This is a genomic window from Clostridium sp. KNHs216 (assembly GCF_006714885.1).
Classification (GTDB): Bacteria; Bacillota; Clostridia; order Oscillospirales; family Acutalibacteraceae; genus Caproiciproducens.
Genome location: NZ_VFMF01000001.1, coordinates 2,269,150 through 2,285,508, shown reverse-complemented (window position 1 = coordinate 2,285,508; position 16,359 = coordinate 2,269,150). Strand labels below are relative to the sequence as shown.

Sequence of the window (16,359 nt, the reverse complement as noted above, 5' to 3'; positions counted from 1 at the left end):
ATAAGAAGGGGTGATACCATGACCGTGATAGAACAAATGGGAAAAAACGCGAAGGAAGCCGCCCGCGTCCTTGCCTCGGCGGGAGCGAAGAAAAACGCCGCGCTTTCCGCGATGGCGGCGGCGATTGAAAACGGGGAAAAGGAAATCCTTTCCGCCAACGGACTGGATTTGAAAGCCGCCCGGGAAAGCGGCATGAGCGAATCCCTGCTGGACCGGCTGACGCTGAACCCCGCCAGAATCAAGGGGATGGCGGAGGGAATCCGCGGCGTTGCGGCGCAGACCGACCCGATCGGGTCGGTTGTGGGCGGCGGCGTGCGGCCCAACGGCCTGAAAATCGAGCAGGTGCGCGTACCGCTCGGCGTCATCGGCATTATTTACGAGGCAAGGCCCAATGTCACGGCGGACGCCGCGGCGCTCTGCCTGAAGGCGGGGAACGCGGTCATTCTGCGCGGCGGCAAGGAGGCCATCCGCTCCAACACCTGCATCGCCGAAATCATGCGCTCCGCGGCGGAGGAAGCCGGGCTGCCGAAAAACAGCATCCAGCTGGTACAGGACACCAGCCGCGCGTCCTCTGTGGAAATGATGCAGCTTACCGGAGCGATCGACGTGCTGATCCCGCGCGGGGGCCGGGGGCTGATTCAGTCCGTGGTCCAGAATTCCCGCGTGCCGGTGATCGAGACCGGCTCGGGCAACTGCCACGTCTATGTGGACGATTCCGCCGACATCGATATGGCGGCGAATATTATTTATAACGCGAAGACCTCGCGCCCGTCCGTCTGCAACGCGATCGAAACCGTGCTTGTCCACCGGGATATCGCCGAAAAGGCGCTGCCGGTCATCAAGGCGCGGCTCGACGAAAAGAACGTGGAGATCCGCGGCTGCGAGCGGACGAGGGAGATCCTCGGTCCCGGCGTGATTGCCGCGGTGGAAGAGGACTGGGCGACCGAATATCTGGATTATATCCTCGCGGTCAAGGTGGTCGGAGATATCGGGGAAGCGATCGAGCATATCGCGCGGTATTCCAGCGGCCACAGCGAGGCGATCGTGACAAAAAGCTATGAAAACGCACAGAAATTCACGGAGCAGGTGGATTCCGCAGCGGTGTACGTCAACGCTTCCACCCGTTTTACCGACGGGGGCGAATTCGGGCTGGGCGCGGAAATCGGCATTTCCACGCAGAAGCTGCACGCGCGCGGACCGATGGGCGCGAATGAACTGACGTCTACGAAGTTTATTATCAGCGGCAGCGGCCAAATAAGATAGAAAACGGAGTATTTTCAGATGAGTAAAAGACAGAGAAGGAAGATAGAGGGGTTCTCGGCCGACTATCGCGGCGTGTACGGCGACAAGCCGGAGGAACAGCCGGAGACCGCTGAGCCGCCGCAGGATATTGAAATCGACGATTTCCTGCCGGAGGAGCAGCAGGACGAGGGCGAGGAGCTCTTAACAAAATGGGACGACGGGCTGGAACCGGAGCCGGAGCCGGAAGAACCGGAGGTGCCGGAAAGACCCGTCAGAACGGTACGGCGCAGACGCCGCCGCTACGGAGTGGCGGTCGGCGCGCTGGTGCTCATCCTCGCGCTGGTCGGCGTCGGATTCATTGCCGCCACCATCGGGAAAAGCATCTATTTCGCGGCAACCGACGACAGCAAGCTGCGCGCCTACGATTCCTTCCTCACCACCGTCGTGATGCAGGACCCGAAGCCCTTTGCGTCCCCCGACAAGGCCGACGAGGAGTTTGTCCTGAACGCTTCCCTGTGGAAAACCATCACGGAAAACAACGGGACCAATTACAACAGCTACGACGACACGGGCAGAATCCTGGTCCCGCTCGGCGACGTGGTGGACTCCTGCCGCGCGCTGTTCGGCCCGGACTGTCAGCTTCAGCCGAAAACGCCCGCCCAGGAAACCTTCTTTGAATACAATTCGGAGGAAAACCAGTTCCACGTGGCGCTGTACTCTTCGGACAGCAGCTTTCTGCCTTACACGGAGAGCGCAAAAAAGCAGGGCGACAGCACCGTTCTGCATGTCGGCTACGTTTCGCCCAGCGATACGTGGCGCACACAGACGACCAGCGCCGTCGCCGCTCCTACCCCCACCAAATATATGGATTATGTGCTGAAAACCGATTCCTCTACCGGTCAGGAATATGTTTACGCCATACAGGCCCCCGAAGGCTGACGGTCACAGAACCAGATACATCAGCGCGAAAATCAGCCCGATGTCCGCCTTTTCCTCCGTCAGCAGAAGAATCAGCACCAGAAGCAGCGTGCGTTCGCTGTCGCTCATCAGGCTGTCGAAAATATCCTTGACGGGGGAAAGCGGGCCGAAGGACGGCTCGCGCTCATGCTGCTGCCCGGCTTCCGGCGCAGGAACATGCTGCGGGGCCGGGGCGCTGTGCTGCTGCGGCGGGGCCGTGGAAGGCTGCGCCGCGGGTGCGGCCGGCGGTCCGGGCGCGCCCTGGTTCAGCGGCGGGTCGGGTACCCGGGCTCTCGCCTGCATTTCCCGCGCCCTGCGGATCGCGTCCTGCTGCAGGCGCTGAAAATCATAAGTATAATTGTCAGCCATGATTTACACCTCAGAATATTCCGCTGCTTTTGAAAAGAGGAAGGAGCCTCATCAACTGCAAAAGCTTGGTGGCTTCATCAAGCTTTTTTTGACGCTCCTCGCTGAGAAGGGGCCGCAGGGCGTGCAGAAACCTTGTGCTGTCGTCTTCCTGCCGGAAGCTGGAAAGCAGCGGCGCGATTTTCGTCATCATTTGCAGAGCATCGGCGTCGATCCCGAGCGGAGAACCGCCGTCGGGCGGCTCCGGTGGGGGAGCGTCGCCGCCTGCCGCCGGCTCCGCCGCCGCACCGCCTAACAGGCCGCTGGCAAGCCCTTTGAGCTTATCCATGGCGCCCGGGCTTTTTAACAGCTCACCGAGCATAGCGGCAAGATCGTCCATTTATTTTCCTCCCGAAAATTTCTTTAAAAGTTCCTGAGCCTGTGGTGTGCTGAGTATTTTTTCCGTAGCGGTCTTGTCGGAAAGGACATCCTGCAGCTTCTTGCGGTCCGTCGGATTCAGCTGGCTGATCAGGCTTTCCAACAGTTGTTTTTGCGAATCATTGTTTGGCATACAATCACCCCGCTATCATTGTATGATGCGGGACTTTCATATATGACGGCGGAAAGCCGCCGCCATTCGGAGGTTTTTTAAAATGCGGATTTTAGTGGTTTCAGACACGCACAGGGATGCTTACGCCCTGCGCGAGGCAATTTTAAAACAGCCCACCGCCGAGGTGGTCATCCACCTGGGGGACGGGGCGGAGGAAGCGCAGGAAATCCAGAGCAGCTTCCCCGAAAAAATGTTTCTTCTGGTGCGCGGGAACTGCGACTGGGGTTCCACGCTGCCGGTGGACGGGGAAATCACCCTTTCCGGCAAGCGTATTTTCTATACTCATGGTTATACTTATAACGTTAAATACGGATTGTATACAGCGATCGAGGCGGCGCGCGGCAGCAAGGCGGATATTCTTTTGTTCGGCCATACCCACTACGCGATGACGGATTACGAGGACGGGCTGTATATCATGAATCCCGGCAGCCTGAACGGGAGCCGGGGCACTTACGGAATCCTCGATATTACGGAGAACGGCGTTGTCACAAATATCGTGAAAATCTGATTGACACTTTTCGGAACAAATGGTAATCTTAATGAGAATTATGAAATGCTGAAAGCCCTGCTTTGACCTGCCGGGAGCAACTCCCTTCGGCGCGCCGGGCGCGCCGCTTCTCTCACGGAGGACGGCGGGGATCAGCCGCTTCCCCGAGGGGGCTGCCGAAAAGGCAAGCGGTGGAGTTTCTATATTTGGAAAGGAATGTTTTTCATGACGGAATATGAAAGATGGCTCAATACGAAGCTGGATGACCCGGACCTAACCGAAGAACTGAAAAAAATTCAGAATCAGCCCGAAGAGATCAACGACCGTTTCTACCGGAATCTGGAATTCGGCACCGGCGGCCTGCGCGGCGTGATCGGCGCGGGCACCAACCGGATGAATGTTTATACCGTCCGCAAGGCGACGCAGGGCCTTGCCAATTATCTGAACAAGCACGGAAAGTCGCCGTCCGTGGCGATCGCGTATGACAGCCGCATCAAATCGGATGTTTTCGCGCGCGAAAGCGCGGCGGTGCTGGCCGCGAACGGGATTCAGGCGCATATTTATCCGTGGCTTTCCCCGACCCCGACGCTTTCTTACGCGGTGCGTTATCTGCACTGCGACGCGGGCATCTGCATTACCGCCAGCCACAACCCCGCCAAGTACAACGGGTACAAGGCTTACGGCAGCGACGGCTGCCAGATCGCCCTTGAAATGGCGGACGAGGTTTTAAGTGAGATCAACAGCCTTGATATATTCGATGACGTGAAGCGCGTAAATTTCGACGACGCCGTAAAAGCGGGAACCGTCAGCTATATTTCGGACGAAGTGATTGATTCCTTCCTGGAGGAAGTGATGAAACAGCGGGTCTTTACGGAAAAATGCGAGGGGCTGAAGGTTGTTTACACGCCGCTGAACGGGACGGGGCGCGTCTGCGTTACCCGGATTCTGGACAAAATCGGCGTGAAGGACGTTGCCGTCGTACCGGAGCAGGAATTCCCAGACGGGACCTTTGCCACCTGCCCGTTCCCGAACCCGGAAATCGAAGAGGCGCTGCAAAAGGGGCTTGATCTTTGCGAGAAGGTACAGCCGGACCTGCTGCTTGCCACCGACCCGGACTGCGACCGCTGCGGGATCGCCGTCAACCAGCACGGCAAATTTATCCTGATGAGCGGCAATGAGGTGGGCGTGCTTCTGCTCGACTTTATTGCCCGCGGCCGCCTGCAGAACGGTACCATGCCCAAAAAACCCGTGGCGGTGACCACCATAGTCAGCACCGACATGACGGCGGCTGTCGCAAAGGACTACGGAATCGAGCTGCGGCATGTGCTGACCGGGTTCAAATACATCGGCGACCAGATTGCTCTGCTGGAAGAGGACGGGGAAGCCGACCGCTATATTTTCGGCTTTGAGGAGAGCTACGGCTATCTTTCCGGCGGGTATGTCCGCGACAAGGACGCCGTGGACGCCAGCATGCTGATCTGCCAGATGGCTTACGATTACCGTAAAAAGGGCATGACCCTTGTGGACGCGATGGACGCGCTTTATCAAAAATACGGCTACTATGAAAACAGTCAGGTCAGCTTCGGCTTTGAGGGCGAGGACGGGATGATCCAGATGGACCGCATCATGGAAAACCTGCGCGCAAACGCGCCGAAGGAGGTCGCCGGATGCAGCGTCGCCGGCTGGAGTGACTACAAAACCTCAAAGAGGTGTGACGGCGGCACCATGGGCGATATTTTGCTGCCGAAATCCAACGTGCTGGAGTACCGGCTGGAAAACGGGAGCAAGCTGACGGTACGTCCCAGCGGGACGGAACCGAAAATCAAAATCTATATCTCGGCTATGGGCGCGGATAAAGAGAAATCGACGGCGCTGGTGGAGAAGCTGAAGGACACGGCTCCCGGCGCTTTGGGAATCGGTTAAAAAATAAATTTGAAATAAACGCGAAAAAGGGTTGACAAAATCAAATATTCGGGATATACTAAGTAATAGTTATACAGTACGAACAATCGTGGTTCGCGCGATATATTGGAATTAGCGCCATGCATCTTGCATACTGTCCATGTGGGCGGTAAGGTCTGTATATGTTGAGAGGTTAAGGATTTTTTCCTTAACCTCTTTTTTGGCGCAAAAACGCCGTGTTGCCTCCCTCCGGACCATGCGGTCAGCATGCGCCTAGGGCGACGCTTCCAATTGACTTACGTTAAATCGGGGGCGGATTGCTTCGAGACTCCTTCCGTCGCGTCGGGCGCGGACCTGCCGGTCGGCATGCGCCTACGGCGACGCTTCCAATTGGCTTACATTAAATCGGGAGCGGATTGCTCCAAGACTCCTTTTGTCGCGCCGGGCGCGACACCTCCCTCACGGAGGGAGGCAGGGGATTCTGTCCCTTCCTCGAAGGAGTTTAATTTCCTTTTCCGTATCCTCCGTCAATGAAAACCATACAAGTCCCGTATCTCACAAAAACCCTTTGGGGATACCTGGGGGTGCAGGGGGATTTTATGGGACCCTCCCGCCGGGAATTAAAAATCCCCCTGCGCGTACTTTGCCTACTTTCGTACAAGAACCGAAAGTAGGGGCCCGCCCGGCCTGAGGGCAAAGCTGACGATCAACTCCTACTTGCGGCGATGCGCCCAGACAGTTATGCGTGATTGACTCCTTCCGTCGCGCCGGGCGCGGCACCTCCCTCACAGAGGGATGCAGGGGATTCGACCCCTTCCCCGAGGGCGCTGGCAGGCGCAGCCTGACTGAGGGAGTGAGCCGGACGAGCAAATCTTCGGCCTAAACCTCGAAAAAGCCCTTTCTCTGAAAAGAGAAAGGGCTTTTGGCGAATAGAGATCAGATTCTTGCCACGCCGGTTTTACGGGCGGCTTCCGCAACGGCCTTCGCAACAGCGGTGGCCACGCTGCGGTCGAGCGCGCTCGGAATAATGTACTCCGCAGAAAGCTTGTCGTCGGTGACGAAGCCCGCGATCGCGTAAGCCGCGGCAATCTTCATTTCATCGTTGATATCGCTTGCGCGGACGTCCAGCGCTCCGCGGAAAATGCCGGGGAAAGCCAGAACGTTATTGATCTGGTTCGGGAAATCGCTGCGGCCGGTACCGACCACCGCGGCGCCTGCCGCGAGAGCCAGGTCGGGCATGATTTCCGGAGTCGGGTTTGCCATCGGGAACAGGATGGGGTCTTTGTTCATACTCTTGACCATTTCCTGGGTCACACAGCCCGGAGCGGAAACGCCGATGAACACATCCGCGCCCTTGAGCACGTCCGCAAGGCTGCCGCTGCGCTTGCTGTGGTTGGTGATCGCGGCCATTTCCTTCTTTTCGGCGTTGAGGCCATCGCGGCCCTCATAAATGGCGCCGCTGCGGTCGCACATGATGACGTCCTTCAGGCCGAGCGCGATCAGCAGCTTGATGATGGCGATTCCCGCCGCGCCTGCGCCGCTGGTGACGACCCTGATTTCGTCAAGCTTCTTTCCGGTGAGCTTCAGCGCGTTCAGCATGGCGGCAAGGGTAACAACCGCGGTGCCGTGCTGGTCGTCGTGGAAAATCGGAATATCGCAGCACTCTTTTAATTTTCTTTCGATTTCAAAACAGCGGGGAGCGGAGATATCCTCCAGATTGACGCCGCCGAAGCTGCCTGCGAGCAGGCGGACGGTGTTGACGATGTCATCCACTTCCTTGGAACGGACGCAGAGCGGAATCGCGTCCACGTCGCCGAAAGCCTTAAACAGGGCGCATTTGCCTTCCATAACCGGCATGCCTGCTTCCGGGCCGATGTCGCCGAGTCCGAGCACCGCGGTGCCGTCGGTGACAACCGCCACAAGGTTGGAGCGGCGGGTCAGTTCATAACTTTGGTCGACATCCTTTTGAATTTCAAGGCAGGGCTGGGCAACGCCGGGGGTGTAAGCGAGCGACAGATCGTCGCGTGTGTTCAGCGGCGCGCGGCAGACGACCTCAATCTTGCCTTTCCATTCGCGGTGAAGTCTGAGCGATTCCTTTGCGTAATCCATTTATATACATCCTTTCAAATTAAATATCGAGAGAAGCGATAGTACTCTTCAGAATATTAGCGCTGGCAAGCAGTTTTTCCTGCTCCTCGGCGGTCAGTTCGGGCGCCTTCATGCTGCTGATGCCGTGGCAGTCAAGGACAAAGGGAAGGCTGAGGCAGACGTCGTCAATGCCGTAAGCGCCGTGGATCATGCCGGAAAGAGTGGTGACGGTGTTCGTATCGCGGAGAATGCACTCGCAGATACGGCGCGCGGACAGCGCAATCGCGTAGTAGGTCGCGCCCTTCAGGCTGATGACCTGTGCGCCGGAGGTGTGGACTTCGGTTTCGATCGCCGCAAGGTCCAGCTCTTTGAAACCGGGGTTCCTGTCACTCATGCTGTTGAGATAGGTTCTCAGCGGGATGCCGCCGACGCTGGTGAGGGACCACGGCACCATGGAAGAATCGCCGTGCTCGCCGAACATATAGGCATGGATATTTTTCGGGCTGATTTCGAGCGTACGCGCAAGGCTCTCGCGCAGACGGCTGGAATCAAGCAGCGTACCGGAGCCGAAAACGTGTGATTCCGGCAGACCTGTTGTTTTCAGAATTGTGTAGGTGATGATGTCCACCGGGTTGCTGACAACGACATAAATCGCGTCCGGCGCATAACGCACGGCCTGGGGCATGACGCTCTTGATGATGTTGACGTTGCCCTGTGCAAGGTCAATTCTGGACTGCCCGGGTTTGCGTGCGCCGCCCAATGTCACGATGACGATATCGGAATCCTTGATATCCGGGTAATCGCCGGCGTAGATGTTTACCGGCGGGCACAGCGCGGTTCCCTGGATAATGTCCATAGCCTCGCCCTTCGCTTTGTTCTGGTTGATGTCCACCAGAACGATCTCGGACGCCATTCCGTCCAGAGTGAGCGTATATGCGATTGTTGCGCCTACGTTTCCGGCGCCGAGGATGCTGATCTTATTACCTTTTTTCATGACAATCCCTCCAGATATAATATTAGAATTTACAAAATGGGGCGTTTATACTCACGACTTCAAACAGGCTGGAAATTATTGCTAATTTCTCTTAGAGACGAAAATTCGAGCCAAGTGTTAAAAAAATAACGATAAAATTTATAAAACCCCCTGGGGAAAAGGGAAAGAACCATTTTTGGCCGTGCTACGGCTCGTCGCTCATGCGGTAGCCGACGCCGACCTCCGTCAATATGTACTTGGGCTCGGCGGGATTCTGTTCGATTTTGCGGCGGATGTTTGCCATATTTACGCGCAGAATCTGCCGGTCGCTTTGCGCGAAATGCCCCCACACCTGGTTGATGATGAGAGCATAGGTCAGTACGCTGCCCGCATGCTTGGCCAGCAGAGCGACGATCCTGAACTCAATCTGGGTCAGGTGGACATCCGTCCCGTCCACGGTAACCATATGTTTGTCAAAGTCAATGGTCAGGCCGCCTTTCGTGAACAGGCCGCCGGGGAAATCTTCGCCGGTTTCCATTTTGATGCTGTGGCGGATAGCGGTGCGGATGCGGGCCAGCAGCTCGGATGTGCCAAAGGGTTTGGTAATATAGTCGTCCGCGCCCAGGTCAAGCGCTTCGACCTTTTCCGTTTCGTTTCCGCGGGCGGAGACAATGATGATCGGGATACCCGACCAGTTTCTGACCGCTTTCAAAACCTCAAGACCGTCTATGTCCGGCAGCCCCAGGTCCAGAAGGACTACGTCGGGGCAGTGGGAAGAGATCATGGAAATGGCGCAGGCGCCGGTTTCCGCTTTCAGAGTACGGTAATCGTTTGCGGTCAGGATCGTGGAGATGAAATTGCAGATTGGCGCTTCATCCTCCACAATCAGGACGGTGGCTTTGTTAATCATCGGGTTCAGCTCCCCCCAGCGGCAGCACAAAGGTAAAAGCCGCGCCGCCGTCTTTCCGGTTTTTTGCGGTCATTTTTCCTCCATGCGCTTTCACAATGGACATGCATATCGTCAGACCGATGCCGTTTCCCCTGGAGGAATCGCTGCTTTTATTCTTTGCGGGGGAAGTTCCCGTAAACAGGCAGGAAAGCTCCTCCTCCGGGATCCCCTTTCCCTTGTCGCTGACACGGAAGACAGCCTGGTCCCCTTCAACGAACACTTCCAGCCCGATGGGAACCGCTTTTCCCGCGTGCCCAATGGAATTTTCAAGCAGGTTGATGATGACCTGTTCAATCAGGGTGGCATCCATGGGAACCATCAAAAATTCAGAGGGGACGGAAACATGGATTTCCGCCCGGGGGTACCGGCGCCGGATGCGCCCTACGGCTTCGGCTACGATTTCCTCTGCGGCCTCCGGGTATTTCTTCAGTGCTGCCGGCTTCTGACTGATGCGCGTGACGGTCAGCAGATTTTCCACAATCCGGATCAGCCATTCGGCCTCCTCGTGAATGTCGGAAATCAGCTTGTCATGGGCGGCAGGATCGATGAGGTCCCTGTTTTCGGCAATGGCCGCGCTGGCGCCGAGGATGCTGGTGAGCGGCGTTCTTAAATCGTGCGACACCGCGCGTAAAAGGTTGGTGCGCATGGTTTCTTTTTCCGCTTCCATCATAATGCGCTGCTGCTTTTCGGCCAGCTGCCGGTGCTCCAGCGCCAGCGCGGCCTGAGAAAGCAGAAGGTCGAAGAAGGTAAGCATACCGGGTTCCGGTTTTTCTTCGTTTTCATAAACAAGGCCGGCCACTCCCAGAATTTTTTCCTGAGAGGACAGGGGCAGATACAGGCAGTCCTTCGTGGACGTTTTTACATTGGTTGTAAAAGCCTGATGTGCCGCGGACTTTTCTTCCTTGGAATCCAGCAGAATCCGGTGGTGGTCGCAGGTGCTTTTTACGGTCCCCTGCGAGGAAAGCGGGTCCGTCAGGTAGAAAATCACGCTTTGACGGGTATATCTGCAGAGATATTCCAGCGTGAGGGCCACAACCTGGTCGGAATCGCCTGCCGCAACCAGTTTTTTGCTGAATTCATAAAGATTTTCCGTCCGCTTTTCCCGCTGTTCGGAAAGCCGCGCCTGTTCCTTGATCCGGGCCGTCATCGCACTGGTGACAATCGACACGGCAAGCATACTGATAAAGGTGACAGGATAGCCGGAAATGGTAAAGTTAAATGCGTGGTAAGGATAGGTAAAGTAGTAGTTTGTGCCGATCACACCGGTGATTGCCGCAAGGATTCCCCACAGATAGCCCGCGGTGAATCTTGAAACCAGCACAACCGCAAGAACATACACAACTGCCAAATGGTCGTAACTGCCGGATAATTTTACAATCAGAAAAGAAACAGAAGTGGCGGCACCCAGAACGAAGATGCTTTTTAAAGCGTCCCTCAAAAAGCTGACGGAGGAAACTGGGGATGAACGGACCAAACTCCTACTCTTATTTCTAATTATAAATCACTTCCCGATTTTAATAAATTTATTAAAAAATTACGGTATACGAGTACATTATAACATACACCTTGACGAAAATAAAAGACTAAATAGATAAAATTTTTTTGAATAAAACCTGTTTTAATTGGTGGATTAACACAAAAATCGGACTTTTCAGGAATAAAATGGCGAGATGCTCACCCGGAGCGGCTAAGCATGTTATAATAGAAGCAAAGACAAAAACCTGAGGAGGAAATCAATTTTGGACATCAAACTGATCGCACTCGACATGGACGGAACCGTTCTGAAAACGGATAAAACCGTGTCGCCAAAAACCGTTCGGATACTGAGGGCCGCCGCCGCGCGGGGAATTGAGCTTGTGCCGGCTACGGGCCGCATGCGTAATATGATCCCGAAGGAAATGCTTGATGTCGGTTCCATCCGGTACGCCATTACGTCCAACGGCGCCTCCGCCGTGGATCTGGAAAAGGACAAAGTGATTTACACGAACCAGATGACGGCTGAGGAAAGCGACTGGATCATTGATTTTCTGATGCCCTATCACGTGATGGTGGAAGCTTACGCGGGGGGGCATTCCTATATCGATAAACAGCACTACAGTTTGCTTTCCTCCTTTCGCGACTACCCGCCGGTCCTGCGGGATATGATTCTGAAATATCAGACTTTTGTGGAAGACCTTCCCGGGTTTTTAAAGAAAAACGGGTTGTGCCTTGAAAAGATCAATATCCCCTTCATGGGGGAGGACGTCCGCCGGGAACTGGTGGAAAAGCTGACGAAAAAAATGGAATACACCCTTACGGCTTCCTTCGGGAACAATCTGGAAATCAACGCCGCCGCCACCAGCAAGGGTGACGCGCTGAGCCACCTGAGCGCAATGCTGGGAATTTCCCCGGAGCAGGTCATGGCTTTCGGCGACGAGCGCAACGACCTGCAGATGCTGAAATTCGCCGGCTGCGGCGTGGCGATGGGCAACGGGCACGAATCCGTCCGCCAAATCGCCGATTATATAACGCTGACCAACGAAGAGGACGGAGTGGCACACGCGATCGAAAAGCTGCTGGATATCCACTGAACATAAAAAGCCCCCGGCGGCTCCGTTTTGTACGAAGGCGCCGGGGGTGCCGTTTATTTTTCGCCGGTTTTCCGCTTCTGCATATGGTAGGCGATTCTGAGCATCGGTTTTTCGGGAAGGAATCTGCCGAAAAAACGGGTGCATTTCATCAGCGTGCCGGGGACGATCACGAGCTTTCCCGCAAACATTTTCCGGAGGGCGTATTCCGCGACATACCGGCTTTCCAGCCCTTTTACGCTGAATTTCACATCGGCGACCGAATCGAATTCCGTGCGGACCGGCCCGGGGCAGAGCGCGCAGATATGCACGCGGCTGCCGCTGCGGCGCAGCTCCTCGTAAACGGCTTCCGTCAGGCGCAGGACATATGCCTTGGAGGCGTAATAGGAGGAGAGCAGCGGGCCCGGCTGAAACGCGGCGGAAGAGGCGACGTTCATAATGTAGCCCGCGTTCTTCGCCTTGAAATCCCTGAGAAAAAGCTTGGTCAGGATATGCACCGCGCGGATATTGGTGTCGATCATCCGCAGCTCCTTTTTCAGGTCGGTTGTGTCGAACGCGCCGAAAACGCCCAGCCCCGCGTTGTTGATCAGGATATCGATGTTCTCGCTCCTGACCTGTTCGTAAAGCGCTGTGCACTCCGACTCCACGGAAAGGTCCGCGCAGATAATCCGCGTATGGGTTTTCAGCGAGGATGCGAGCTGTTCCAGCCGGTCCCTCCGGCGGGCGACCAGAATCAGGTCGCAGCCCCTGTCGCTCAGAATTTTTGCCATGTCCCGGCCCATTCCGGAACTGGCCCCGGTGATCAAAGCTTTCATCTTATTCTCCTTTTCTAACACCAAATACGATTACGGCATTTCCAGTTGATTCTGCAACAGGGTTGCGTTTTGTTTCGCAAATTGAAAGGGAGTTGCTGGAAAGCCTTTCCGGTTCAGTATCTCGCAATTCTGAGTAAAATTGCTGTAATTTGCAAAATACGAAGAAAAAGTCGAAATGTTCACAATTTATTCATTGTTAATTCAAAAAAATTATGCTATACTACAACCGTTATCGGATATTTTTTACGCAGTACAACTTACGAATAGGAAGACCGTCAGACCGGAGCCATCCGGATTGACGGCCTTTTCCGTTTTCCGGGGATTTTCAGCTTCGGGAAAGAAACTGCCGCAGGCAGCCCTGAAAGGCGGTCGGCAGCGTATAGGTTTGGGCCAGCTCCTCACGGTCCGCCCAGACAAGGCCGCTGTCCGGTGAGGCGCCATCCAGTGCGGTGCTTTCTGCTGTAACGAGGTAATTCGTCATGTGCCACTCCCTGTGCGTGAAAATATGCTTTGACGCGGGAAGGCGTTCTGTTTTTACGGGAGAAACGCCCAAAGTTTTCAACCAATCCGCCGCCTGCTGTGGAGAAAGTCTGCCGGGGGTGTTGGGGAATTCCCAGAGCCCGGCCAGCAGGCCCATTTCCGGCCGTTTGCGCAGCGCGGCTTTCTCACCGCAGAGGATCAGAAAGACGGTCTTTTCCTCAACGGTCCGCTTCTTCTTTTCCGCCTTCACCGGAAGCTCCGGCTCGATACCCTGTGCGTGTGCCGCGCAGAGGGCGGACAGGGGGCATTCCTCGCATTTCGGCGCTGCGTTCGGCACGCAGACGATCGCGCCCAGCTCCATCAGCGACTGGGTAAAAGCGCCGGCGCGCCCGGCGGGATAAATTTCCCGCAGCCGGTCGGCGAAACCGCGCTTGACGGCAAGGTCGCCGATGGGTTCCCGGCTGGCGGTCACGCGCGACAGAACACGCAGGACGTTGCCGTCCACCGCCGGTGCCGGTTTGCCGTAGGCAATGGATGCGACGGCGCCCGCGGTGTACTCCCCGATTCCGGGCAGGAGCAGAAGCTCTTCCGGCTGTTCGGGCAAAACGCCGCCGTACTGTTCCACAACGGCGCGCGCCGCTTTTTGCAGGTTGCGGGCACGGCTGTAGTAACCCAGGCCCTCCCATAGCTTCATGAGCTGCTCTTCGGGCGCGGCGGCAAGCGCGGCGACGGTGGGAAGCTCCGAAGTAAAGCGTTCAAAGTAAGGCTTTACCGCCTCCACCCGCGTCTGCTGAAGCATGATTTCCGAGACCCAGACCCGGTAGGGCGTGGGGTTGTCGCGCCACGGAAGAACGCGCGCGTTCGCGTCGTACCACGAAAGCAGCGGCTGTACGATTTTCTGCAGTTGATGATCCATGAATCGTTTTCAATTTCCTTATCGTTTTATTTTTCCTTGATGGTGCCGCTGCGGTAAGCCTGCAGCAGCGCGGTCAGTTCTTCGATCTGGCGGCTGAGCTCGGCGCCGTTGTCGGTGTCCTCCACGGTGACGCGCTGCTTGATTGCTTCCACCACCATGACCCTCGGGGAGGTTTCGCACACGTTGCAGCCGGATTTCAGCGGCTTGTGCTCCGCCAGCGCCAGATAGCGGGAATTCGCAATGAAGGTGTAGCCCCCGATCCCGGTCTGGGACTGGTAGGACTTGGAGATGCCGCCGTCGATCATAAACAGAAGGCCTTCGCCCTTGACCGGCACTTCTCCCGCTTTCACGGGGACGTGGCCGTTGATGATGTGCGACGAGGACGGGTCAAGGCCGAACTCCCTTAACAGCATTTCGCAGGTGGAGCGGTGCTCAATATGCGTATAGTAGGGATTCATTTTCTCCCGGTGCGTTTCGGGCGCGTCGATAAAATAGCGCTCGAACGTGGACATTTTCGCTTTTCCGAACAGGGGCGATCTCGCCCCGCTCCACAGGTACCACATCAGGTCGCGCGCGTTTTCGCGCTCCGGGGAACCGGACGGCGCGAAATAGGCGGTACGTACCATGCCGTCCAAAAATTCCAGATATTCGCGTCCGGAATGGTCGCGGCCGTAAAAATGGACGGAGTCGAGGCTGCCGTCCTCCCGGAGCGGGATGCACCCGTGGTACAGCAGGTTGGAATTGATGCGCAGGTACATGCTGCCGTGGGAATACAGGAAACGGATGTGCTTTTCCAGCCGTTCGCTGTGGCTGAACGAGGACGCGACGGTTTTCATCAGCTCGGTTTCCGCGTGGGTCAGCTCCAACGGATTTTTGGGGTCCACCGTGGGGAAAAGCCTGTCGCGCAGGGGGTATTCTTTGCCGCCGAGCGTGACCGTCCCCTTCTCGAAGTTGATTTTATCCAGAAGGATCCGGTCGTCCATGTGATATTCCGGATGCTTTTTAATGAGCTGCGCCTCTACCTTGAACTGGATGACCGCCATGGCCTTGTGCATTTTCGCCGCCAGCGGGAGATCCACGGGGTCATACTGGTTTTCATCCAGAATATGGGGGATGAAGAACTCGCACGGATCGTCGTGATAGGTCTGTTCCGCAAAGATGGACAGCGCGCGCAGGTTGATGCCGTAGCCGTCCTCCAGCAGGTCGAAATTGTTGTAGCTGATGCCCAGGCGGACCACATTGGCAATACACGCCCAGTTTCCGGCGGCGGCGCCCATCCAGGAGATATCGTGGTTGCCCCACTGGATGTCTACGTCGTGGCAGTTGATCAGCGCGTCCATAATCGCGTCGGCGCGCGGGCCGCGGTCGAAAATATCGCCGATAATATGTAGTTTGTCGATCAAAAGCTGCTGGATCAGGTTGCACAGCGCGGTAATAAACTCCTCGCTCATGTGGGTCGACACAATGGAGCGGATGATTTCGCTGTGGTAATGCGGCTTGTTGCTGCCGCCGTCCGCGTGCAGGAGCTCGTCAATGATATAGGCGAAGCTTTCAGGCAGCTTTTTGCGGACCTTGGAACGGGTGTATTTGGAGGACGCCTCTTTACAGACCTCTACCAGACGGTAAATGGTGATGCGGCACCAGTCGTCAAACGCCGGTTCCCGCTGCTTTGCGGCGCAGTACTCGGTTTCCGGGTAATAAATCAGCCGGGCGAGCGCCGTGCGCTCCCCTTCGGACAGGGACTGCTCAAACAGCTCGTCGACTTTTTTCCGGACGACTCCGGACGCGCTTTTTAACTGGTACAGAAAAGCTTCGTGCTCTCCGTGAAGATCGCTGAAAAAATATTCGGTGCCTTTCGGCAGGCTTAGAATCGCTCTGAGGTTGATAATTTCGGATGCGGCGGCCTGTGCGTTCGGATAATCCTTGGCCAGAAGCTTTAGATAGCGCTCGTCAATCATGAAATCTGCCTCCTCATTCTTATTCGTTGGCCCATGCGCAGCGCATTGAATTGTGATTATAGCATATATC

15 protein-coding genes are annotated in these 16,359 nt (G+C 56.3%); 5 read left to right on the top strand and 10 right to left on the bottom strand.

The window, feature by feature from the left end; translation table 11 throughout:
* Together LY85_RS11100 and LY85_RS19310 are read left to right on the top strand one after the other, a co-directional pair.
* Positions 1–1,263: a glutamate-5-semialdehyde dehydrogenase gene (locus tag LY85_RS11100; protein WP_279231018.1), complete on the top strand. Its 1,263-nt coding sequence runs from the start codon at positions 1–3 to the stop codon at positions 1,261–1,263.
* A gap of 18 nt (positions 1,264–1,281) precedes the next feature.
* Positions 1,282–2,181 (top strand): hypothetical protein, encoded by a 900-nt coding sequence (locus tag LY85_RS19310; RefSeq protein ID WP_052010767.1) that lies wholly within the window; start codon positions 1,282–1,284, stop codon positions 2,179–2,181.
* 3 nt (positions 2,182–2,184) lie between these two features.
* Here the strand turns inward: LY85_RS19310 and LY85_RS11090 are convergent, their stop codons facing one another.
* The 3 genes from LY85_RS11090 to LY85_RS19305 are packed head-to-tail and all read right to left on the bottom strand — an operon-like array spanning position 2,185 to position 3,115.
* Complete coding sequence (locus tag LY85_RS11090; RefSeq protein ID WP_141826687.1) at positions 2,185–2,568, bottom strand: hypothetical protein; 384 nt, start codon at positions 2,566–2,568, stop codon at positions 2,185–2,187.
* A 10-nt stretch (positions 2,569–2,578) separates the two neighbouring features.
* A complete protein-coding gene (locus tag LY85_RS11085; protein WP_052010766.1) occupies positions 2,579–2,944 on the bottom strand; it encodes a hypothetical protein in 366 nt (121 codons plus the stop codon).
* Positions 2,945–3,115, bottom strand: a complete 171-nt coding sequence (locus LY85_RS19305; protein WP_185741191.1) for a hypothetical protein — start codon at positions 3,113–3,115, stop codon at positions 2,945–2,947.
* A gap of 82 nt (positions 3,116–3,197) precedes the next feature.
* Between LY85_RS19305 and LY85_RS11080 the strand changes: the two genes are divergently transcribed.
* Both LY85_RS11080 and LY85_RS11075 read left to right on the top strand, forming a co-directional pair.
* Entirely contained in the window at positions 3,198–3,662 is a 465-nt protein-coding gene (locus LY85_RS11080) for a metallophosphoesterase (protein ID WP_038326200.1), read from the top strand.
* 204 nt (positions 3,663–3,866) lie between these two features.
* Positions 3,867–5,564, top strand: a complete 1,698-nt coding sequence (locus LY85_RS11075; protein WP_243122534.1) for a phospho-sugar mutase — start codon at positions 3,867–3,869, stop codon at positions 5,562–5,564.
* 915 nt (positions 5,565–6,479) lie between these two features.
* Here the strand turns inward: LY85_RS11075 and LY85_RS11070 are convergent.
* From LY85_RS11070 to LY85_RS11055, 4 genes are all read right to left on the bottom strand, one after another.
* Positions 6,480–7,652 carry a malic enzyme-like NAD(P)-binding protein gene (locus LY85_RS11070; RefSeq protein ID WP_141826685.1) on the bottom strand — a complete coding sequence of 391 codons (1,173 nt, stop codon included), beginning with the start codon at positions 7,650–7,652 and terminating at the stop codon, positions 6,480–6,482.
* A gap of 19 nt (positions 7,653–7,671) precedes the next feature.
* Entirely contained in the window at positions 7,672–8,625 is a 954-nt protein-coding gene (locus tag LY85_RS11065) for an L-lactate dehydrogenase (protein WP_038326195.1), read from the bottom strand.
* A gap of 184 nt (positions 8,626–8,809) precedes the next feature.
* Entirely contained in the window at positions 8,810–9,514 is a 705-nt protein-coding gene (locus LY85_RS11060) for a response regulator transcription factor (protein WP_141826684.1), read from the bottom strand.
* Positions 9,507–11,027: a DUF4118 domain-containing protein gene (locus LY85_RS11055; RefSeq protein ID WP_141826683.1), complete on the bottom strand. Its 1,521-nt coding sequence runs from the start codon at positions 11,025–11,027 to the stop codon at positions 9,507–9,509. The genes LY85_RS11060 and LY85_RS11055 overlap by 8 nt, the downstream gene beginning before the upstream one ends.
* A gap of 265 nt (positions 11,028–11,292) precedes the next feature.
* Here LY85_RS11055 and LY85_RS11050 point away from each other — a divergent pair, with 265 nt between their 5' ends.
* On the top strand, positions 11,293–12,123 hold the full coding sequence (locus tag LY85_RS11050) for a Cof-type HAD-IIB family hydrolase (protein WP_141826682.1): 831 nt from the start codon (positions 11,293–11,295) through the stop codon (positions 12,121–12,123).
* Between the two features lie 53 nt (positions 12,124–12,176).
* Here LY85_RS11050 and LY85_RS11045 read toward each other — a convergent pair whose 3' ends face one another.
* From LY85_RS11045 to LY85_RS11035, 3 genes are all read right to left on the bottom strand, one after another.
* Positions 12,177–12,935 carry an SDR family oxidoreductase gene (locus tag LY85_RS11045; protein ID WP_141826681.1) on the bottom strand — a complete coding sequence of 253 codons (759 nt, stop codon included), beginning with the start codon at positions 12,933–12,935 and terminating at the stop codon, positions 12,177–12,179.
* A gap of 325 nt (positions 12,936–13,260) precedes the next feature.
* Positions 13,261–14,331: an A/G-specific adenine glycosylase gene (gene mutY, locus LY85_RS11040; protein ID WP_141826680.1), complete on the bottom strand. Its 1,071-nt coding sequence runs from the start codon at positions 14,329–14,331 to the stop codon at positions 13,261–13,263.
* Positions 14,332–14,357: 26 nt separating this feature from the next.
* Positions 14,358–16,289 carry a fructose-1,6-bisphosphatase gene (locus LY85_RS11035; protein WP_141826679.1) on the bottom strand — a complete coding sequence of 644 codons (1,932 nt, stop codon included), beginning with the start codon at positions 16,287–16,289 and terminating at the stop codon, positions 14,358–14,360.
* Positions 16,290–16,359 lie beyond the last annotated feature (70 nt).